Source organism: Spirillospora sp. NPDC047418, assembly GCF_040643275.1.
In the GTDB taxonomy this organism is placed as follows: Bacteria; Actinomycetota; Actinomycetes; order Streptosporangiales; family Streptosporangiaceae; genus Spirillospora.
On sequence record NZ_JBEYTW010000017.1, the window covers coordinates 109791 to 125542 of the forward strand.

Below are 15752 nucleotides of genomic sequence, written 5' to 3' on the forward strand. Positions count from 1 at the left end.
CCGCCCGCACAAGCCTCTCCCGCCGGCGGCGTACCGCCCGCGCCCCCCCCCCGCCCCCCCCCCAATCCGGCGCGGGGCGCCCCGTTCCCCGCCCGCGCCCCACGGCGCCACCCCCGCTCCCTGGAGTTCCGCACCATGCGATACGCCTTCGTCGGGCTCGGCCACCGGGCGCAGATGTACGTCGACGCGCTGCTCGGCGACTGGAGCGACACCGGCGAGATCACCGCCCTCTGCGACCCCAACCGGACGCGCCTGCGGTACTACCTCGACCGGATCGGCCGCGACGTGCCGTGCTTCGCGCCCGGCGACTTCGGCGCGATGCTCGACCGCGCCGACGCGGTCGTGGTCGCCACCGTCGACGCCGCCCACGCCCGCTACGTGGTCGCCGCCCTCGACGCCGGCAAGGACGTCGTCGTGGAGAAGCCGCTGTGCACCACCGCCGCGGACTGCGCGGCCATCGCCGCCGCCGCCGAGCGGAGCACCGGCAGGCTCATCGTCACCTTCAACTACCGCTACTCGCCGCGCAACGCCGCCGTCCGCCGGCTGATCGCCGCGGGTTCGATCGGCGACGTCACCTCGGTGCACTTCGGGTGGTCGCTCGACACCATCCACGGCGCCGACTACTTCCGCCGCTGGCACCGGGACCGGGCGAACTCCGGCGGCCTGCTCGTGCACAAGGCCACCCACCACTTCGACCTGGTCAATTGGTGGATCGCCGATGCCGCCGCGTCCGTCTACGCCCAGACGTCGCTGCGCTTCTACGGCGCCGGCAACGCCCGCGCGCGGGGCCTGGCCGACCGCCCCGGCCGGGCGCACCGCGCGCCGGGGCTCGGCACGGACCCGTTCCTGCTGGACATGTCCGCCGATCCCCGGCTGAAGCGCCTCTACCTGGACGCCGAGCACGAGGACGGCTACATCCGCGACCAGGACGTGTTCGGCGAGGGCGTCACCATCGACGACAACATGTCGGTCCTCGTCCGGTACGAGCGCGGTGCGCTGCTCACCTACTCCCTCAACGCCCACGCGCCCGCCGAGGGGTACCGGGCCGTGGTCAACGGCACCGCCGGGCGGCTGGAACTGGACGTCGTCGAGCGGGCGTGGACGCCGCCGCACGCGGCGATCGACCCGACCGCAGCCGGGAAGGAGCACGCCGAGGGCGCGTCCGAGCGGCTCGTCCTGCACCGGCACTGGCAGCGGCCGGAGGAGATCGCGATCGAGCGGGGCGGGGGCGCGCACGGCGGCGGCGACGCGCTGCTGCTCGACGACGTGTTCCGGGGGCCTTCGGAGGACCCGCTCGCCCGCCAGGCCGGGTACCGCGCGGGGGTCGCGAGCGTGATGATCGGCGTGTCGGCGAACCGGTCGGCGGCGACCGGCGCCCCCGTCGCCCTCACGGCCGGCGGCACCCGGGCGGCGGACTGATGCTCGGCGAGTTCTCGGGCCTGGCGGAGATCGCGGCGCGCGACCGCGGCCTGTTCCCCCCGCCGGGCCCGGACCTGCCCGAGCGGCTGCGCGACGCGCTGGGCGTCCTCGGCCTGAGCGCCGCGGGCGTCCGGGTCGAGCGCCGCTGGACGGACGGCGACCTGGCCGGGGAGGAGCTGTCCTGGACGGTCGGGTTCGGCCCCCGCACCCGCGCCTACCTGCTCCGCCCGCGCGGCGCCGCGGGCCCGCTGCCGGGCATCGTCGCGATGCACTGCCACGCGGGCATGAAACGCGTGGGCAAGGAGAAGATCGCGGACGGGCCGGCCCCGCCCGACGCCGCTATCGTCCGGCTACGCGCCCGGCTGTACGGCGGCCGCGCCTATGTGAACGAGTTGGCGCGGCGGGGCTTCGCGGTGCTGGCCCACGACGTGTTCGCCTGGGGCAGCCGCCGCTTCCCGCTGACCGCGCAGGACGACGACCCGGACCGCTACGAGAGGGCCGCTCGCGAGCATGAGCACGTGCTGGCGAAGGCGTGCACGCTGCTGGGCACCTCGTTCGCCGGCGTCCTCGCCTCCGAGGACCTCGCGGCGGCGGCGTACCTGCGATCCCGCCCCGACATCGCGTCGGTCGCCGCGATCGGGCTGTCGGGCGGCGGGGCGCGCGCCGCCTTGCTGGGCACGCTCGACCCCGGGATCGGCGCGGTCGCCGTGGCCGCGATGGTCTCCTCCTTCCAGGACTTCCGCGACGAGCACGTGGCCGCCCACTCCTGGATGCTGTTCCCGCCGGGCCTGACCCGGCTGGCCGACTGGCCCGGCGTGGTCGCCGCCCGCGCCCCGGCCCCGCTGATGGTCCTCTACGCCACCGCCGACCCGCTCTTCCCCGCCGCGGGCACGGCCCGCGCCCACCGCCAGATCACGGCCGCCTACCGGAATGCGCCCGGCCAATACACCGGCGTTTTCTTCGATACCTCCCACCAATTCGACCGCGCCATGCAGGATGCGGCGTTCGACTGGCTCACCGATACGGACGTACCAATCGGCGACCGTCGGATCCCATGAAAACAACGGCAACTCCGTTGACGCGTACGCGATAAAAGCATACCGTTCGAGAAAGCGCTTTCATAAGCACCGGACAACGGAACGTCCGGCTCGCTGCCCCGCCATCGAGACGGCCGCAACGGCGCAGCCGCAATCGCCACAGAAGGGCACGCTCCCATGCGCCCGCTCCCCCGCCGGCGAGCCCGGCCGCCCCCGTTTCCGGCAGTTCCCCGCAACGCTCCGATGCGGCGGCACGCGCGGATGATCCGACCATCACCGCGCCGCCCTCTCCCCGCCGCCGCCCCTTTTCCCCGAAATCTGGTCGGCCAAGCCGACCGAGCTTGGAGACAGCAATGCACAGGAAACCCGTCATCGCCGCCTGCGGCGGCCTGGTGGCCGGCGCGCTCGTCGCGCTGTCCGGCACCGCGGCGCAGGCCGCGACCGTCCGGTACGAGGCCGGAGTGTCCCCCGCGGTGTGCTCCGGGACCATCGACTCCGACCACGCCGGCTACTCCGGCGGCGGATTCTGCAACACCGAGAACGAGACCGGTGCCTACGCGCAGTTCACCGTGACCGCCCCGGCCGCGGGCACGGCGACGTTAAGCGTCCGCTTCGCCAACGGGACCGGCACCGCCCGGCCCGCGAACGTCACCGTGAACGGCACGGCGGTGTCGGCGGCGCAGTTCGCGGGCACCGGCTCGTGGGACTCCTGGACGACGGCGACGATGTCGGTGCCGGTCAACGCGGGCGGCAACACCGTCCGGCTCACGGCCACCACCGGCAACGGCCTGCCGAACATCGACTACATCGACGTCGCGACGGACGGCGACGACACGCCGCCTCCCGCCGATGGCGACACGCTGTACGTGGCGCCGAACGGCGGCGACGGCGCGTCCGGAACCGAGTCGGACCCGACTACGCTCGCATCGGCGATCGACCGCGTCACCCCCGGCGGGACGATCTACATGCGCGGCGGGACGTACCGCTACGCGCAGACGGTCACCATCCCGCAGGGCAGCAGCGGCAGCTCCGGCGCCCGCACGCAACTGTCCGCCTACCCGGGCGAGACCCCGGTACTGAACTTCTCGGCCATGAGCGAGAACTCCGCCAACCGCGGCCTCGCCGTGAACGGGTCGTACTGGCACGTGTACGGCATCGTCGTCGAGTACGCCGGCGACAACGGCATCTTCGTGAGCGGCAGCGGCAACGTCATCGAGCGGACGGTGACGCGCTTCAACCGCGACACGGGGCTGCAGCTCTCCCGGATGACCTCCGACACCCCCGAGAGCCAGTGGCCGTCCAACAACCTCATCCTGAGCGCGGAGTCCCACGACAACGCCGACTCCGACGGTGAGGACGCCGACGGGTTCGCCGCCAAGCTGACCTCCGGCCCCGGGAACGTCTTCCGCTACGACGTGTCCCACAACAACATCGACGACGGCTGGGACCTGTACACCAAGGACGAGACAGGCCCCATCGGCCCGGTGACCATCGAGGACTCGCTGTCCTACGGCAACGGCACGCTGAGCAACGGCGGCCAGGCCGGGAGCGGCGACCGCAACGGCTACAAGCTCGGCGGCGAGGACATCGCGGTCAACCACGTCGTCCGCCGCTCCTTCGCGGTGGGCAACGGCCACCACGGGTTCACCTACAACAGCAACCCCGGCTCGATGACGATCTCGGACAACGTCAGCATCGACAACGCCGAACGCAACTTCTCCTTCGACGAAGGCGGCTCGACGTTCCGCGGCAACACCTCCTGCCGCTTCGACGGCGACGGGTCCAACGACAAGACGGTCGGCAACGCCGACGGCTCCAACCAGTTCTGGACCGGCTCGAACGGCTCCCGCTGCCCGTCCTACGCCGGTGCCCTCGGCTGGTACTTCGGCTCGGACGGCCACCTCGTCGTGACCTTCGGCGGCAACGCCGCGACCCCGTGACACCCGCGCGACCGAGAGAAGAGGCAAGGATGAGACGGCACATCGCACTGCGGCTCTCCGCGGCGGCGGGCGCGGCGGCCCTCGCCGCCGCCACCGGCGTGATCCTGTCGACGCCCGAGGTGTCGGCGGCGGCCGGCGGCGCCACCGGCTACGCGACCCAGAACGGCGGGACAACCGGCGGCGCCGGCGGCCAGACCGTGCGCGCCACCACGGGCACCGCGATCCACGCGGCCCTGTGCAACCGGGCCAGCAGCAGCACCCCGATCACGATCGAGGTCGAGGGCACGATCGACCACGGCAACACGAGCAAGGTGTCGGGCGACAGCTGCAACACCGCCGACGACAGGATCGAGCTCAAGCAGATCAGCAACGTCACGATCATCGGGGTCGGCGGCGGCGCGGTGTTCGACCAGCTCGGCATCCACATCCGCGAATCGAGCAACATCATCGTCCGGAACGTGACGGTCCGGAACGTCAAGAAGTCGGGCTCGCCCACGTCCAACGGCGGCGACGCCATCGGGATGGAGAGCGACGTCCACAACGTCTGGGTCGACCACGCCACCCTCGAAGCCTCGGGCGGCGAGGACGAGGGGTTCGACGGGCTCTTCGACATGAAGGACGGCACCCGGTACGTGACGCTGTCCTACAGCATCCTGCGCAACTCCGGGCGCGGCGGGCTCATCGGGTCCAGCGACGGCGACACCGGGAACGGCTTCGTCACCTTCCACCACAACCTGTACCAGAACATCGACTCCCGGACGCCCCTGCTGCGCGCCGGGACCGTCCACACCTACGACAACCACTTCCTGGGCCTCGTCAAGTCCGGCATCAACTCGCGGGTCGGGGCGCACGTGAAGGTGGAGAACAACTACTTCGAGGACTCCAAGGACGTCCTCGGCACCTTCTACACCGACGAACTCGGGTACTGGCAGGTCAGCGGCAACGTCTACGACAACGTCACCTGGACCGAGCCCGGTGAGGACAACCATCCCGCCGGTCCGGACCCGCAGTCCAACACCTCGGTGAGCATCCCCTACTCCTACAGCCTCGACAACGCCGCCTGCGTGCCGGACATCGTGGGCCAGACGGCGGGCGCGGGCAAGGGCCTGCGGGTGTCGGACGGCAACTGCTCCGCGCAGTCCCCCACGCCCACGCCGACCCCGACCGACCCCACGCCGACGCCCACCGACCCTACGCCGACCCCGACGCAACCCGGCGGGACCAACCTCAGCATCGGGGCGGGCTCCGACGGCTCCAGCAAGGCGAGCGGGACGAGCTACGGCAACGTGCGGGACGGCGACATGGGCACCTACTGGTCCCCGGCCGGCTCGACCGGCGCCATCTCGATCAAGTGGGACTCCGCCACCACCGTCTCCAAGATCAACATCCGGGAGGCGTCCGGCGCCGCCGGCGCCATCGGCTCCTGGCAGGTGCTGAACCACGACACCGGCGCCGTGCTGGCCTCCGGCAGCGGCGCGGGCGTCATCACCTTCGCCCCCGCGTCCCTCCGCAAGATCACCTTCAACATCACCGGCTCGACCGGCACCCCCCGGGTCGCCGAGTTCGAGACCTACGCCGGCTAACCGCCCCCCGCACCCGCCGCCCGTCCCCCGGTCACCCCCGGGGGGCGGGCGGCGGTCGGCCGCGGAGATCACGCGGCCCCTCCAGCAGCAGGAGCAGGGCGCGTTCCACCGCGTCGCCCCGCACGGCCTCGGCGCCGGGCCCGGACCGGCGGCGGCGGGCTCGGGCAGCGCGGGACCGGCGCACGTCTCCCGGCGGGCCCGTGCGGACTGCGCCGCGTTGATGGACAGCCGCGTCGTGATCAGGGCCAGGAACGCGGCCGGGTTGGCGACGGCCGACCGGTCGGCGTTCTGCCAGCGCAGCCAGGTCTCCTGGACGATGTCCTCGGCCTCCGCCCGGCTGCCGAGCATCCGGTAGGCGATGCCGAACAGGCGCGGCCGCACACCGAGGAACCCCTCGGCGGCCCTATCGAGAGAGCCGGCCCGGCCCCGTTCTAAACAATGGCACTCATTCGAACCTTCAATACAATCGAGCGATTCTTACGCTTGACCATGTCGCCGCGACGGCCACGAACCGCGAAAAGGGCACGAAGAATGCACCGCCGCATTCCGCCCGCACCGCCGACAGCACTCACTGTCGCCGCAAACGCACCGCGATCGCACCCGGGAGACCCCTGGCCGTGCCCCCTAGCAAGCCTTCTGATCCCCCCAGGCCATCACCGGCCCAAAGACCGGCCCCCCGACCCAAACAGCCCGAAGCCCCCAGGCCCGCGGATCCAAATCAACCTGACGTCCACGTCCAACACCCCGGGAACAAACACCAAAACCCCACCACACAGCGCACCGCGCAACCCGCCGCGCAACCCGCCGCGCAACCCGGCTAGTGCGGCGTCCACGAACGTCGACCGGGCCGCCACATTGTTGATCTGCGGCGTGTTGTTGTTTTCGGTGCGCTCATAACAACAACACGCCGCAGGTCAACGCATTTGAGGGATCTGGGGGGACGCCGTGGGGCGCTTGGGTCTGCGTGGTGGGTTCAGGTGGTACGCCTGGCTCGGGGGTGGGGGTGCCGTTGTTCGTGGTGGTCAGTTTGGGGGTGTGGCGTTCGCTGCGCATCGGGGTCGTGGGCCGGGGCGGGTCGTCGCCGTCCTGGACGGGGCGCGGCGGCCGGGGCTGCATCCGGTCAGGGCGCGGGTCTCCTCAGAGCGCAGCATCAGCAGGCTGGGGATCTGGCTCCACCCCACCAGGTCCATCAGCCTGGCCAGGTGCGGCGCGACCGAGCGCAGCACCAGCCGCCGGTCCTCGAGGCCGAGCCGGCAGGCGGCACCGGCCAGCACCCGGAGCCCGGCGACGTCGATGAAGTCCAGCCTCTCCACGTCCACCCACACGTCCCCGGAACTGTTCTCGAGCACGCTGGACAGCGCGTCGGTGAAGCCGCCGACCGTGCTGAGGTCGACCTCCCCGTCGACGGCCAGGTGCGGCGGCTCGAAGGTGCCGTCGAGCCGCAGCAGCGCGCTGCGCACCCGGATGCCCTCATCGACAGCCCGCTCGGTCATCTCGTCTCCTCGGTCGGGTCGCAGCAGAGGACGGCCGCCGCCATCCTTCGTCCGAAAGCGGCCATGGCCGTGCTCCTTTTCCGTGATGTCCGCGAAGGCGACGCAGCACCGAGCAGGGACCCGCAGTCCGCTCGGGCGGATCGTCGCCTTCCCCCGGTTAAGACAGCGCGACCGCGCGGCCTGTGACAGATTCCCGGGCCGTCAGGGAAACCATTCCCCGGGAAATGCCGGGACGGCGGCGGTCACCCCTTGTGCGGGATCTGGTTGACCGTGCCGCCGTCGATGACGAACTCGGTTCCGGTCGCGAAGGACGATTCGTCGCTGGCCAGGAAGACCACGAAGGAGGCGACGTCCTCGGGCTGTCCGGGGCGTCCGAGCGGGATCGGGACCATGTCGTCGGGGATGCCCTCGGTGATCGGCGTGCGGATCAGCCCCGGGTGCAGCGAGTTGACCCGGATGCCGTGCGGCGCGAGTTCGATGGCGACCGACTTGGTCAGGCCGCGCAGGCCCCACTTGGACGCCACGTAGCCGTGCGCCCAGGAGGTGCCGCGCAGGCCCTCGATCGAGGAGTTGTTGATGATCGAGCCGCCGCCGGCCGCGATCAGCGCGTCGGTGGCGGCGCGGATGCCGAGGAACGGGCCGGTGAGGTTGACGTCGATGATCCGCTGCCACTTCTCCAGCGAGAAGCGCTGGATGGCGGCGCCGTTGGCGATGCCCGCGTTGTTGAAGAGCACGTTCAGGGCGCCGAACTCGCGGACGGTCGCCTCGACCGCGGCCGTCCAGTCGCCGGGGTTCGTCACGTCGAGGTGAATGTAGCGGGCGGCGTCGCCCAGCTCGTCCGCGACGGCCCCGCCCTCGTCGTCGAGAAGGTCGCCCAGCACCACCTTGGCGCCCTCGGCCACCAGCGCGCGGGCACTGGCCGCGCCGATGCCGCGCGCGCCCCCGCTGATCAGGGCGGTCTTCCCGTCCACGCGTCCCATCCTCGATGTCCTCCCTGTCGTGGGGCCTGCTAGTCGGCCAGGGCCGCCGCGAAGACGCCGCGGGCGGTGGTGAAGGGCAGGTCGAGCGGCGTCCGCAGCCCCGGCGGCGCCGCGACGACGTCCGGGATCGCGTTGACGATGCGCCCCGCGCCGGAGGCGATCGCGGCGTAGTTGTGGTCGCCCTTCGCGCTGGACGGGCAGACGTCGACGCGGTAGGAGGGCTCGCCGACGATCTCCACCCGGTAGGAGCCGCCGTCCTGCGCGGGCTGCGGCCAGTCGGGACGCAGGTCGCCGCGCAACCGGGTCGTGTGGTCGATCACGAGGACCTCCTTGCCGCCGGCCACGCCGCTGACCTGGAAGCGCATGGCCGCCACCCCGCCCGCGGGGATGTGCCCGGCGGCCACGTCGAACGCCTCCGGCGCCGGCTCCTGCTCGAACCACTCGGTGATCTCGTCCAGCTCGAAGCCGAACCCCCGGGCCAGCATCCGCAGGCTGACGCCCCAGGACGCCGCCAGGATCCCCGGCCTGAACATCTTCGGCAGGTCCCCGACGGGCCGGCCGAAGCCCATGAAGTCGAAGATGACCGGGCCGCCGTCGTAGCTCGCGTAGTCGGCGATCTCCGAGCAGCGCACCTGCTCGACGCGCTGGCAGGTGCCGGCGATCGCGAACGGCAGCAGGTCGTTGACCCAGCCGGGGTCGACGCCGGTGGCGAAGAGGCTCGTCCCGCCCTTGCGGCAGGCGTCCTCGACGGGCTCGATCATGCGGTCCGGCAGCACGCCCCACGGGTGGATCAGGGGCACCGGCGAGGACGCGACAACGTTGCTGCCCGAGGCGAGGATCTTCTGGACGTCGCCGAGCGCGTCGAACAGCCGGGTCTCCCCCAGCGCGCAGTAGACGGTGCACTCCGGCCGCGCGGCCAGCGCCCCGTCCAGGTCGCCGGTGGCCGGCACGCCCGTGACCACGTCCAGGCCGGCGAGTTCGCCGGCGTCCCGGCCGATCTTCTCCGGGCTCGACACGACCAGTCCGGCCAGCTCGAACCGGGGGTCCTCGATCAGCTGCGCCAGGGCGATGCGGCCGACGTTGCCGGTCGCCACGTGCAGGACGCGGATGGCCATGGCTGCTCCTTCGCCGGCCGATGCGCTGGACAGGTGTCCAGTCACTGTTCCACAATATGTAGAACACGTTCTACCATGGCGCCGCGCGCAACGGAATCGTCCGGCCGGCGCGGCCAGTCCGCCGCTGATCCCGCGACCCACCAAGGAGACCGGCAGATGCCCCACTCGCCAGCGACACCTCCGAGCCGCTACGCCGGCCTGTCCCGGGAGCGGCTCGCGGCGGTCGTGCCGGAGCTGCTGCTGATCGGGCAGCTCATCGACCGCTCCGGGATGGCCTGGTGCATCTCGGCGTTCGGACGGGAGGAGATGGCGCGGATCGCGATCGAGGAGTGGGCGGCCTCGAGCCCGATCTACACCCGGCGGATGCAGCGGGCGCTGGGCTACGCCCCCGAGGTCCCGGGCAAGGGCGACGTCCCGACCATCTTCAAGGGCCTCCAGCTCGACATCGGCGCTCCGCCGCAGTTCATGGACTTCCGCTACACCGTCCACGACCGGTGGCACGGCGAGTTCCACCTCGACCACTGCGGCGCCCTCATGGACGTCGAGCCGATGGGCGAGGACTACGTCCGGTCCATGTGCCACGACATCGAGGACCCCACCTTCGACGCGACCGCGGTCGCCACGAACCCCAGGGCGCAGGTGCGGCCGATCCACCGGCCGCCGCGCGCGCCGGCCGGCCGGCACCCGCACTGCGCCTGGACGGTGATCATCGACGAGTCCCATCCGGAGGCGGTCGGCATCCCGCTGCTCGCCGTCAACGAGCGGTCCCGCGCCGCCGGCCTCGACCTGGCCCCGATCGACCCGGCCGGCGACGGCCTCGCCGACTACTCCGGCCCGCTGCTCTCCGACCTGGACTTCGCCGCCTTCTCCCACTCCGCGCTGGTCCGGATCGCCGACGAGGTGTGCCTGCAGATGCATCTGCTCGACCACGCCTTCGCGCTCGCCGTCGGCAAGCGGGCCGCCGGTGCCGGGGAACTGCTGCGGATCCGCCGCAAGCAGCTGGTCGGCATCGCCGGTGTCGCCGCCGGCCGGCTCGCCCGCGCCCTGGACCTGCCCGGGGACGCGGAGGGGGCCGCCCGCCTCCTGGCGCTCCACCCGCTGCTCAACCCGGCGGCCTACGTCGACGCCCGCGTCACCGGCGCGGAGGTCGCCGTCCGCCCGTCCCCGGCCCACGAGGACGACGCCTGGATCTCCCTGTGCGGCCCCGGCTGGACGGCGCCGCTGCAGGCGATCGTCCGCGCCGCCGACGCCCGTCTCGACGTCGAGGTCACCGGCGGCGACGACGAGTGGCGGCTGACCGTCGTCCGCCGCGACGACCCGGCCCCGGAGCCGGACGAGGTCGCCGTCGTCCGGTTCAGCACCGGCGCCGGCTTCACCTTCGAGCCGCGCCGCTCCCTGCCGATCACGCCCGTCTGACGGCCAGGTCGATGGCGGTCCAGGCCATCGCGGTGGCGCCGTCCAGCACCGCCCTGTCGGCCGCAGGGGTGGCGCAGGCCGCGGTGAACTCCGGCTGGTGGTTCACGGCGGGCAGGCAGTCGAGCCCGAGCATGGGGTGGATCGTGGGGACGACGTGGGAGACGTTGCCCATGTCGGTGGCCGCGCCGGCCGGTGACCCGCCGGACAGGTCCGGGAAGACGCGTCCGAGCGCCTCGGCGTTGGCGCGGTACAGGGCCAGCATGGCCGCGTCCGGCCGGAGGTCTGCGTAGTCGACGCCGACCGGCGCGGCCGTCAGGTCGCAGCCGGTGGCGAGCGCCCCGGCCTCGAAGCAGCGCAGCACGCGCGCCTTCAGCTCGGCGAGCTGCTCCATCGTGGGCGACCGGACGATCCACTGCCCCCGGCTCGCGTCGGGGATGATGTTCGCCGCGGTGCCCGCCCCGGTGACGACTCCGGCGATCCGGTCGTCCGGGGCCGTCTGCTGGCGGAGCAGGCCGACCGCCACCTGCGCGACGGTCATCGCGTCGGCGGCGTTGACGCCGAGCTGCGGGTACGCGCCGGCGTGCGCGGGCTTTCCGCGGTAGGAGACCTCGAACTGGGCGACGGCCGAGCCCGGCATCGCGGCCGTCTCGACGGCGGCGGGGTGGACCATCATCGCCGCGTCCATCCCGTCGAACGCGCCGCGCTCCAGCATGAGGATCTTGCCTCCGCCGCCCTCCTCCGCGGGGGTGCCGAGGACGGTCACGGTCAGTCCGAGGTCGTCGGCCAGCCCGGCGAGGGCCGCTCCGGCGCCGACCGCGGCGGCGGCGATGATGTTGTGGCCGCAGGCGTGGCCGATGCCGGGCAGGGCGTCGTACTCGGCGCAGATCCCGACGTGCAGCGGGCCCGTCCCGATGGTCGCGCGGACGGCGGTCGGCAGCTCGCAGCAGCCGTGCTCGACGTCGAACCCGGCGGCGGCCAGGGCCTCGGCGACCCACGCGCTCGCCCGCGTCTCCTCGAAGGCCGGTTCGGGATAGGCGTGGATGCGGTGGGACAGCTCGACCAGGCGGTCGCTCAGGGCGGCGACGGCGTCCGCGGCGTGCTGCTTCGCGGCGGCCGTCATGCGCCCGGCGCCGGGGCGGTGTGCACCGAGACCGGACGGGTGGCCGCGTCGTAGGCGGCCCGGGACCCGGTGGCGCCCATGCCGCTGTCGCCGGCCGGTTCGTAGATCCGCTCGGGGCCGCCGCCCTGCCACCGGTTCACCCACACGACCCCGGCGGGGATGGCGCGGGCGGCGGCCATGTGCGCGGGGTCGCCGGTGTAGACGGTGGCGGCTAGGCCGAACCGGGTCCCGGCCGCCCTGGCCAGGCCCTCCTCGAAGGACGGCACGACCGCGACCGGGGCGAGCGGCCCGAAGGTCTCCTCGGTCATGACGAGCATGGAGTCGTCGACGCCGGTGAGCACGGTGGCGGGATAGAAGAACCCCTTGCCCCCGGGCGCCTTCCCGCCGGTGCGGACGGTCGCGCCGCGCTCGACGGCGTCGGCGACGTGCCGTTCGACGATGTCGCGCTGGCGCTGGTCGACGAGCGGGCCCAGTACCGTCGCCTCGGCGCGGCCGTCCCCGAGGGTGAAGGTTCCGGCGGCGTCCACGAGGGCGTCGATGAACTCCTCCGCGATGTCCCGGTGCACGTAGACGCGCTCCATGGACGTGCAGATCTGGCCCGAGTTGGCGAACGCGCCGAACGCGACCGCGGCGGCGGTCGCGGCCGGGTCCACGCCCGCGTCGACGACCACCGGGTCCTTGCCGCCGAGTTCGAGGATCGAGCGGCTCAGCCGGCCGCCGGCCGCCGCGCCGACCCGGCGGCCCGCCTCGACGGAGCCGGTGAAGTGGACGAGCCCGATGCGCTCGTCCGCGACCAGCGGCGCGCCCGAACGGGAGTCGCCGTGGACGAGGTTCACCGCGCCGGGCGGCAGGTCCGCCAGCTCCAGCAGCCGCACCGCCGACATCGGGGACCGCTCGGACGGCTTGAGCACGACCGTGTTCCCCGCGGCGAGCAGCGGGCCGATCGCCTGGAGCGTCATCGGCACCGGGAAGTTCCACGGCACGATGACCGCCGCGGCGCCGACCGGGGTGCGCAGGATCGTGGTGGTGCTCCCGTCCGGCCCGGCGATCGCCTCCTCGAACGGGTAGTCCAGGGCCTCGGCGGCGGCCTTCAACCCGAGCGCCGCGCCGCCGATGAACTGCGTGCCCAGCGGGACGGGCCTGCCCATCTCGCGGCACTCGATCTCCGCGAGTTCGGCGGCGTGCGCGGCGACCGCGTCCGCCCACCGGGCCAGCAGCGCCACGCGCTCGGCGACGGGCAGCGCCGCCCAGGCGGGCTGCGCCGCGACGGCCGCGTCCACCGCCGCGCGGGCGTCCTCGGGCGAGCCGCTGGGGCAGCGCGCGGCGACCTCCTCGGTCGCCGGGTCGACCACCGCGTGGAAGGCGTCGCCGCGGGCGTCGGTCCAGCGTCCGCCGATCAGGTTCTGCAGAGTCCGCACGCGTGCTCCTTCAGCTCAGCCGGTCGGCCATGACCTCGCCGACCATGATCGTTGCCAGGTTGGTGTTGGCCCGCGGGACGGACGGGAAGACCGACGCGTCCACCACCCGCAGGCCCTCGAAGCCGCGCACGCGGCAGGACGGGTCCACCACCGCGGAATCGTCGCCGGGCGCCCCCATCCGGCAGGTGCTGGTGCCGTGCTGCGCGTCCATCGCGGTGGCCAGCAGGTATGTGTCGAGTCCCGCGTCGTCGTCCAGCACCGCGAACAGGGGTTCGTTGACGGCCTCGACCGACCCGTCGACGATCTCGGCGGTCTCGGGGCCGCGCGCCAGCTCCACCAGGGCGCGGACGCCGTCGCGCAGCCGCGCCAGATCGCGCTCGTCCGACAGCATCCGCTCCCGGACCTCCGGCTGCGCCCCGGGGTCGGCGGACGTCAGCGTCAGCACGCCGCGCGAGAAGTTCTGGTTCAGCCACACGCCGAACCCGCCCGCGGGGGCCCGCGTGTCCGCGTTCTCCATGGAGAGGACGTTCATGTTCAGCGAGACGAACATCATGTCGTGGGCCAGCCCCGGGGTCCCGCTGCCGTAGCGCACGCAGACGTTGGTGTGCCGGTCGTCGGCCGTCTTGATCGCGGCCTCCGCGGTCAGCGGCAGCCCGACGACGATCATCGGGTGGTCCTGCATGCCGCGGCCGACCGGCAGGTCGGCCCGCACCCCGATGCCGAGGCGGCGCAGGTCGGCGGCCGGGCCGATCCCCGACCGCAGCAGGATCGCCGGCGAGTGGACGACCCCGGCGCTGAGCACGATCTCGTCGCCGTACTCGGTCAGGGCCGTCCCGTCCTCGATGACGCGGACGCCGGCGGCCCGGCCGCCCTCGAAGACGACCCGGTCGACCAGCGCGCCGCCGCGGACGGTGAGGCCGGGCAGCGACCGGGCCGGTTCGAGGTAGCCGTCGTTGACGGTGACCCGGCGCCCGTCCCGCGAGTTGATCGGGTACGGCGAGACGCCGGCCGCGCCGGGCGCGTTGACGTCCGACGCCCACGCGTGCCCGGCGGCCAGCGCCGCGGCGGCGAGCGCCCCGTCCGCCCCGCCCCAGCGCCCGCGCGGCATCCGGAAGATCGGGGTCGGCCCGCCGCGCCCGTGGTGGGGCTCGGCGCCGAACTCCTCGTCGTCCTCCAGCCGGGCGAAGTAGGGCAGGACGTCGCCGGGCGACCAGCCGGCGCATCCGGCGGCGGCCCAGTCGGCGAAGTCCTCCATCGGCGGGCGGATCGCGATCTGCCCGTTGACCGACGAGCTGCCGCCCGCGCCCCGGCCGCGCCAGTACGGGGCCGGCGGCTGCTCGTCGGTCCGGGACGAGGTGACGCCCTCCCAGACCAGGCCCGCGACGGCGGCGGGGTCCAGCAGCGCGCGGGCGGGGTTCGGCGAGCGCCACGCCTCGTGCATCTGCGCCGACCGGTAGTCGGGCCCCGCCTCCAGCAGCAGGACGCGCTTGCCCCGCTCGGCCGAGCGGGCGGCGAGGACCGCCCCCGCGGACCCGGCTCCCACGACGATGACGTCCCAGCCCGTTGCTGCCACGGCCAACCTCCTGCATGCGCTCAGGAGCGCGGATCCGGGGATGTCCGAACCGCTGCTGGCCGGTAGACTGCCTTCTCAAGGAAAGTTCAGTCAAGAGTGAACGTTCATTTTTTTCTGGATTGGAGCCGCCCGTCGTGCCCACCCCCGCCCGCGACGGCGACCAGAGCGCGCTGATCGACGACTTCGGACTGCACATCGGCCGCGCGATGGGCTGGCCCCCGATGGCGGGACGCGCCGCCGCCGTCCTGATGCTCAGCGAGGCGCCCATGACCATGGCGGACCTGCGGGGCGCGCTGGAGGCCAGCAAGGGCTCGATGTCGGAGATGACGCGCCTGCTGGTGGAGAGCGGGACCGTCGGGCGGTTCAAGCCGCCGGGCTCCCGCCAGTACGTCTACGAGTGGCGCGACGACGCGTGGGCAGGCTGCCTCCAGCATCAACTGGACGCGACGACCGGCCTGCTGGCCCTCGCCGAGCGCGCGCACGCGCGGGCCGCGGGCCTGCCCGGACGCCAGCGCGAGCGCCTGCGGGAGATGCACGAGTACTACACCTTCATGGTGCGCAGCCTCGAAGCCCTCCTCGACCAGTACAAGGCGTCCCGTTAGCCCCGCGCTTCTTCGCCGCGGGCCGCCTGCCGCGGGCCGCCTGCCGCGGGTGGCGC

General features: G+C 73.2%; 12 protein-coding genes and 1 pseudogene. 6 read left to right on the plus strand and 7 right to left on the minus strand.

The features are described from left to right. Positions 1-135: 135 nt before the first annotated feature. The 4 genes from ABZ806_RS14000 (at position 136) to ABZ806_RS14015 (ending at position 5979) form a co-directional block, all read left to right on the plus strand. Positions 136-1419, plus strand: a complete 1284-nt coding sequence (locus tag ABZ806_RS14000; protein ID WP_500217512.1) for a Gfo/Idh/MocA family protein — start codon at positions 136-138, stop codon at positions 1417-1419. Further along, entirely contained in the window at positions 1419-2477 is a 1059-nt protein-coding gene (locus ABZ806_RS14005; protein ID WP_500217514.1) for a dienelactone hydrolase family protein, read from the plus strand. Before ABZ806_RS14000 ends, ABZ806_RS14005 begins: the two co-directional genes overlap by 1 nt. Positions 2478-2809: 332 nt before the next feature. Continuing rightward, positions 2810-4396 carry a right-handed parallel beta-helix repeat-containing protein gene (locus ABZ806_RS14010; protein ID WP_500217515.1) on the plus strand — a complete coding sequence of 529 codons (1587 nt, stop codon included), beginning with the start codon at positions 2810-2812 and terminating at the stop codon, positions 4394-4396. A gap of 29 nt (positions 4397-4425) precedes the next feature. Beyond that, positions 4426-5979, plus strand: a complete 1554-nt coding sequence (locus ABZ806_RS14015) for a pectate lyase family protein (RefSeq protein WP_500217517.1) — start codon at positions 4426-4428, stop codon at positions 5977-5979. Between the two features lie 258 nt (positions 5980-6237). Here the strand turns inward: ABZ806_RS14015 and ABZ806_RS14020 are convergent. The 4 genes and pseudogenes from ABZ806_RS14020 to ABZ806_RS14035 form a co-directional block, all read right to left on the minus strand. Continuing rightward, positions 6238-6327, minus strand: a pseudogene (locus ABZ806_RS14020) (sigma factor); the annotation flags it as partial. 674 nt (positions 6328-7001) lie between these two features. Further along, complete coding sequence (locus tag ABZ806_RS14025; protein WP_500217519.1) at positions 7002-7472, minus strand: STAS domain-containing protein; 471 nt, start codon at positions 7470-7472, stop codon at positions 7002-7004. 242 nt (positions 7473-7714) lie between these two features. Then, entirely contained in the window at positions 7715-8452 is a 738-nt protein-coding gene (locus tag ABZ806_RS14030; protein WP_500217521.1) for a glucose 1-dehydrogenase, read from the minus strand. 29 nt (positions 8453-8481) lie between these two features. Beyond that, positions 8482-9567 carry an NAD(P)H-dependent amine dehydrogenase family protein gene (locus tag ABZ806_RS14035; protein WP_500217522.1) on the minus strand — a complete coding sequence of 362 codons (1086 nt, stop codon included), beginning with the start codon at positions 9565-9567 and terminating at the stop codon, positions 8482-8484. A gap of 156 nt (positions 9568-9723) precedes the next feature. On the opposite strand from ABZ806_RS14035, the gene ABZ806_RS14040 reads away from it, so the two are divergent. Next, entirely contained in the window at positions 9724-10983 is a 1260-nt protein-coding gene (locus ABZ806_RS14040; protein WP_500217524.1) for a hypothetical protein, read from the plus strand. Here the strand turns inward: ABZ806_RS14040 and ABZ806_RS14045 are convergent. The 3 genes from ABZ806_RS14045 to ABZ806_RS14055 are packed head-to-tail and all read right to left on the minus strand — an operon-like array spanning position 10970 to position 15094. Continuing rightward, positions 10970-12103: a M20 family metallopeptidase gene (locus tag ABZ806_RS14045; RefSeq protein ID WP_500217525.1), complete on the minus strand. Its 1134-nt coding sequence runs from the start codon at positions 12101-12103 to the stop codon at positions 10970-10972. The two genes, ABZ806_RS14040 and ABZ806_RS14045, sit on opposite strands and share 14 nt — an antisense overlap. Next, complete coding sequence (locus tag ABZ806_RS14050) at positions 12100-13521, minus strand: aldehyde dehydrogenase family protein (protein WP_500217528.1); 1422 nt, start codon at positions 13519-13521, stop codon at positions 12100-12102. The genes ABZ806_RS14045 and ABZ806_RS14050 overlap by 4 nt, the downstream gene beginning before the upstream one ends. A gap of 10 nt (positions 13522-13531) precedes the next feature. Beyond that, positions 13532-15094: a GMC family oxidoreductase gene (locus tag ABZ806_RS14055; RefSeq protein ID WP_500217530.1), complete on the minus strand. Its 1563-nt coding sequence runs from the start codon at positions 15092-15094 to the stop codon at positions 13532-13534. Positions 15095-15228: 134 nt separating this feature from the next. Between ABZ806_RS14055 and ABZ806_RS14060 the strand changes: the two genes are divergently transcribed. Beyond that, entirely contained in the window at positions 15229-15696 is a 468-nt protein-coding gene (locus tag ABZ806_RS14060) for a GbsR/MarR family transcriptional regulator (RefSeq protein WP_500217533.1), read from the plus strand. The last annotated feature ends 56 nt before the right edge of the window (positions 15697-15752 follow it).

Bases quoted from the DNA above. Each gene is read 5' to 3' on its own strand.
- ABZ806_RS14035 (WP_500217522.1), bottom strand. From the start codon at position 9,567: ATGGCCATCCGCGTCCTGCACGTGGCGACCGGCAACGTCGGCCGCATC.
- ABZ806_RS14010 (WP_500217515.1), top strand. From the start codon at position 2,810: ATGCACAGGAAACCCGTCATCGCCGCCTGCGGCGGCCTGGTGGCCGGC.
- ABZ806_RS14030 (WP_500217521.1), bottom strand. From the start codon at position 8,452: ATGGGACGCGTGGACGGGAAGACCGCCCTGATCAGCGGGGGCGCGCGC.
- ABZ806_RS14005 (WP_500217514.1), top strand. From the start codon at position 1,419: ATGCTCGGCGAGTTCTCGGGCCTGGCGGAGATCGCGGCGCGCGACCGC.
- ABZ806_RS14025 (WP_500217519.1), bottom strand. From the start codon at position 7,472: ATGACCGAGCGGGCTGTCGATGAGGGCATCCGGGTGCGCAGCGCGCTG.
- ABZ806_RS14015 (WP_500217517.1), top strand. From the start codon at position 4,426: ATGAGACGGCACATCGCACTGCGGCTCTCCGCGGCGGCGGGCGCGGCG.
- ABZ806_RS14040 (WP_500217524.1), top strand. From the start codon at position 9,724: ATGCCCCACTCGCCAGCGACACCTCCGAGCCGCTACGCCGGCCTGTCC.
- ABZ806_RS14000 (WP_500217512.1), top strand. From the start codon at position 136: ATGCGATACGCCTTCGTCGGGCTCGGCCACCGGGCGCAGATGTACGTC.
- ABZ806_RS14045 (WP_500217525.1), bottom strand. From the start codon at position 12,103: ATGACGGCCGCCGCGAAGCAGCACGCCGCGGACGCCGTCGCCGCCCTG.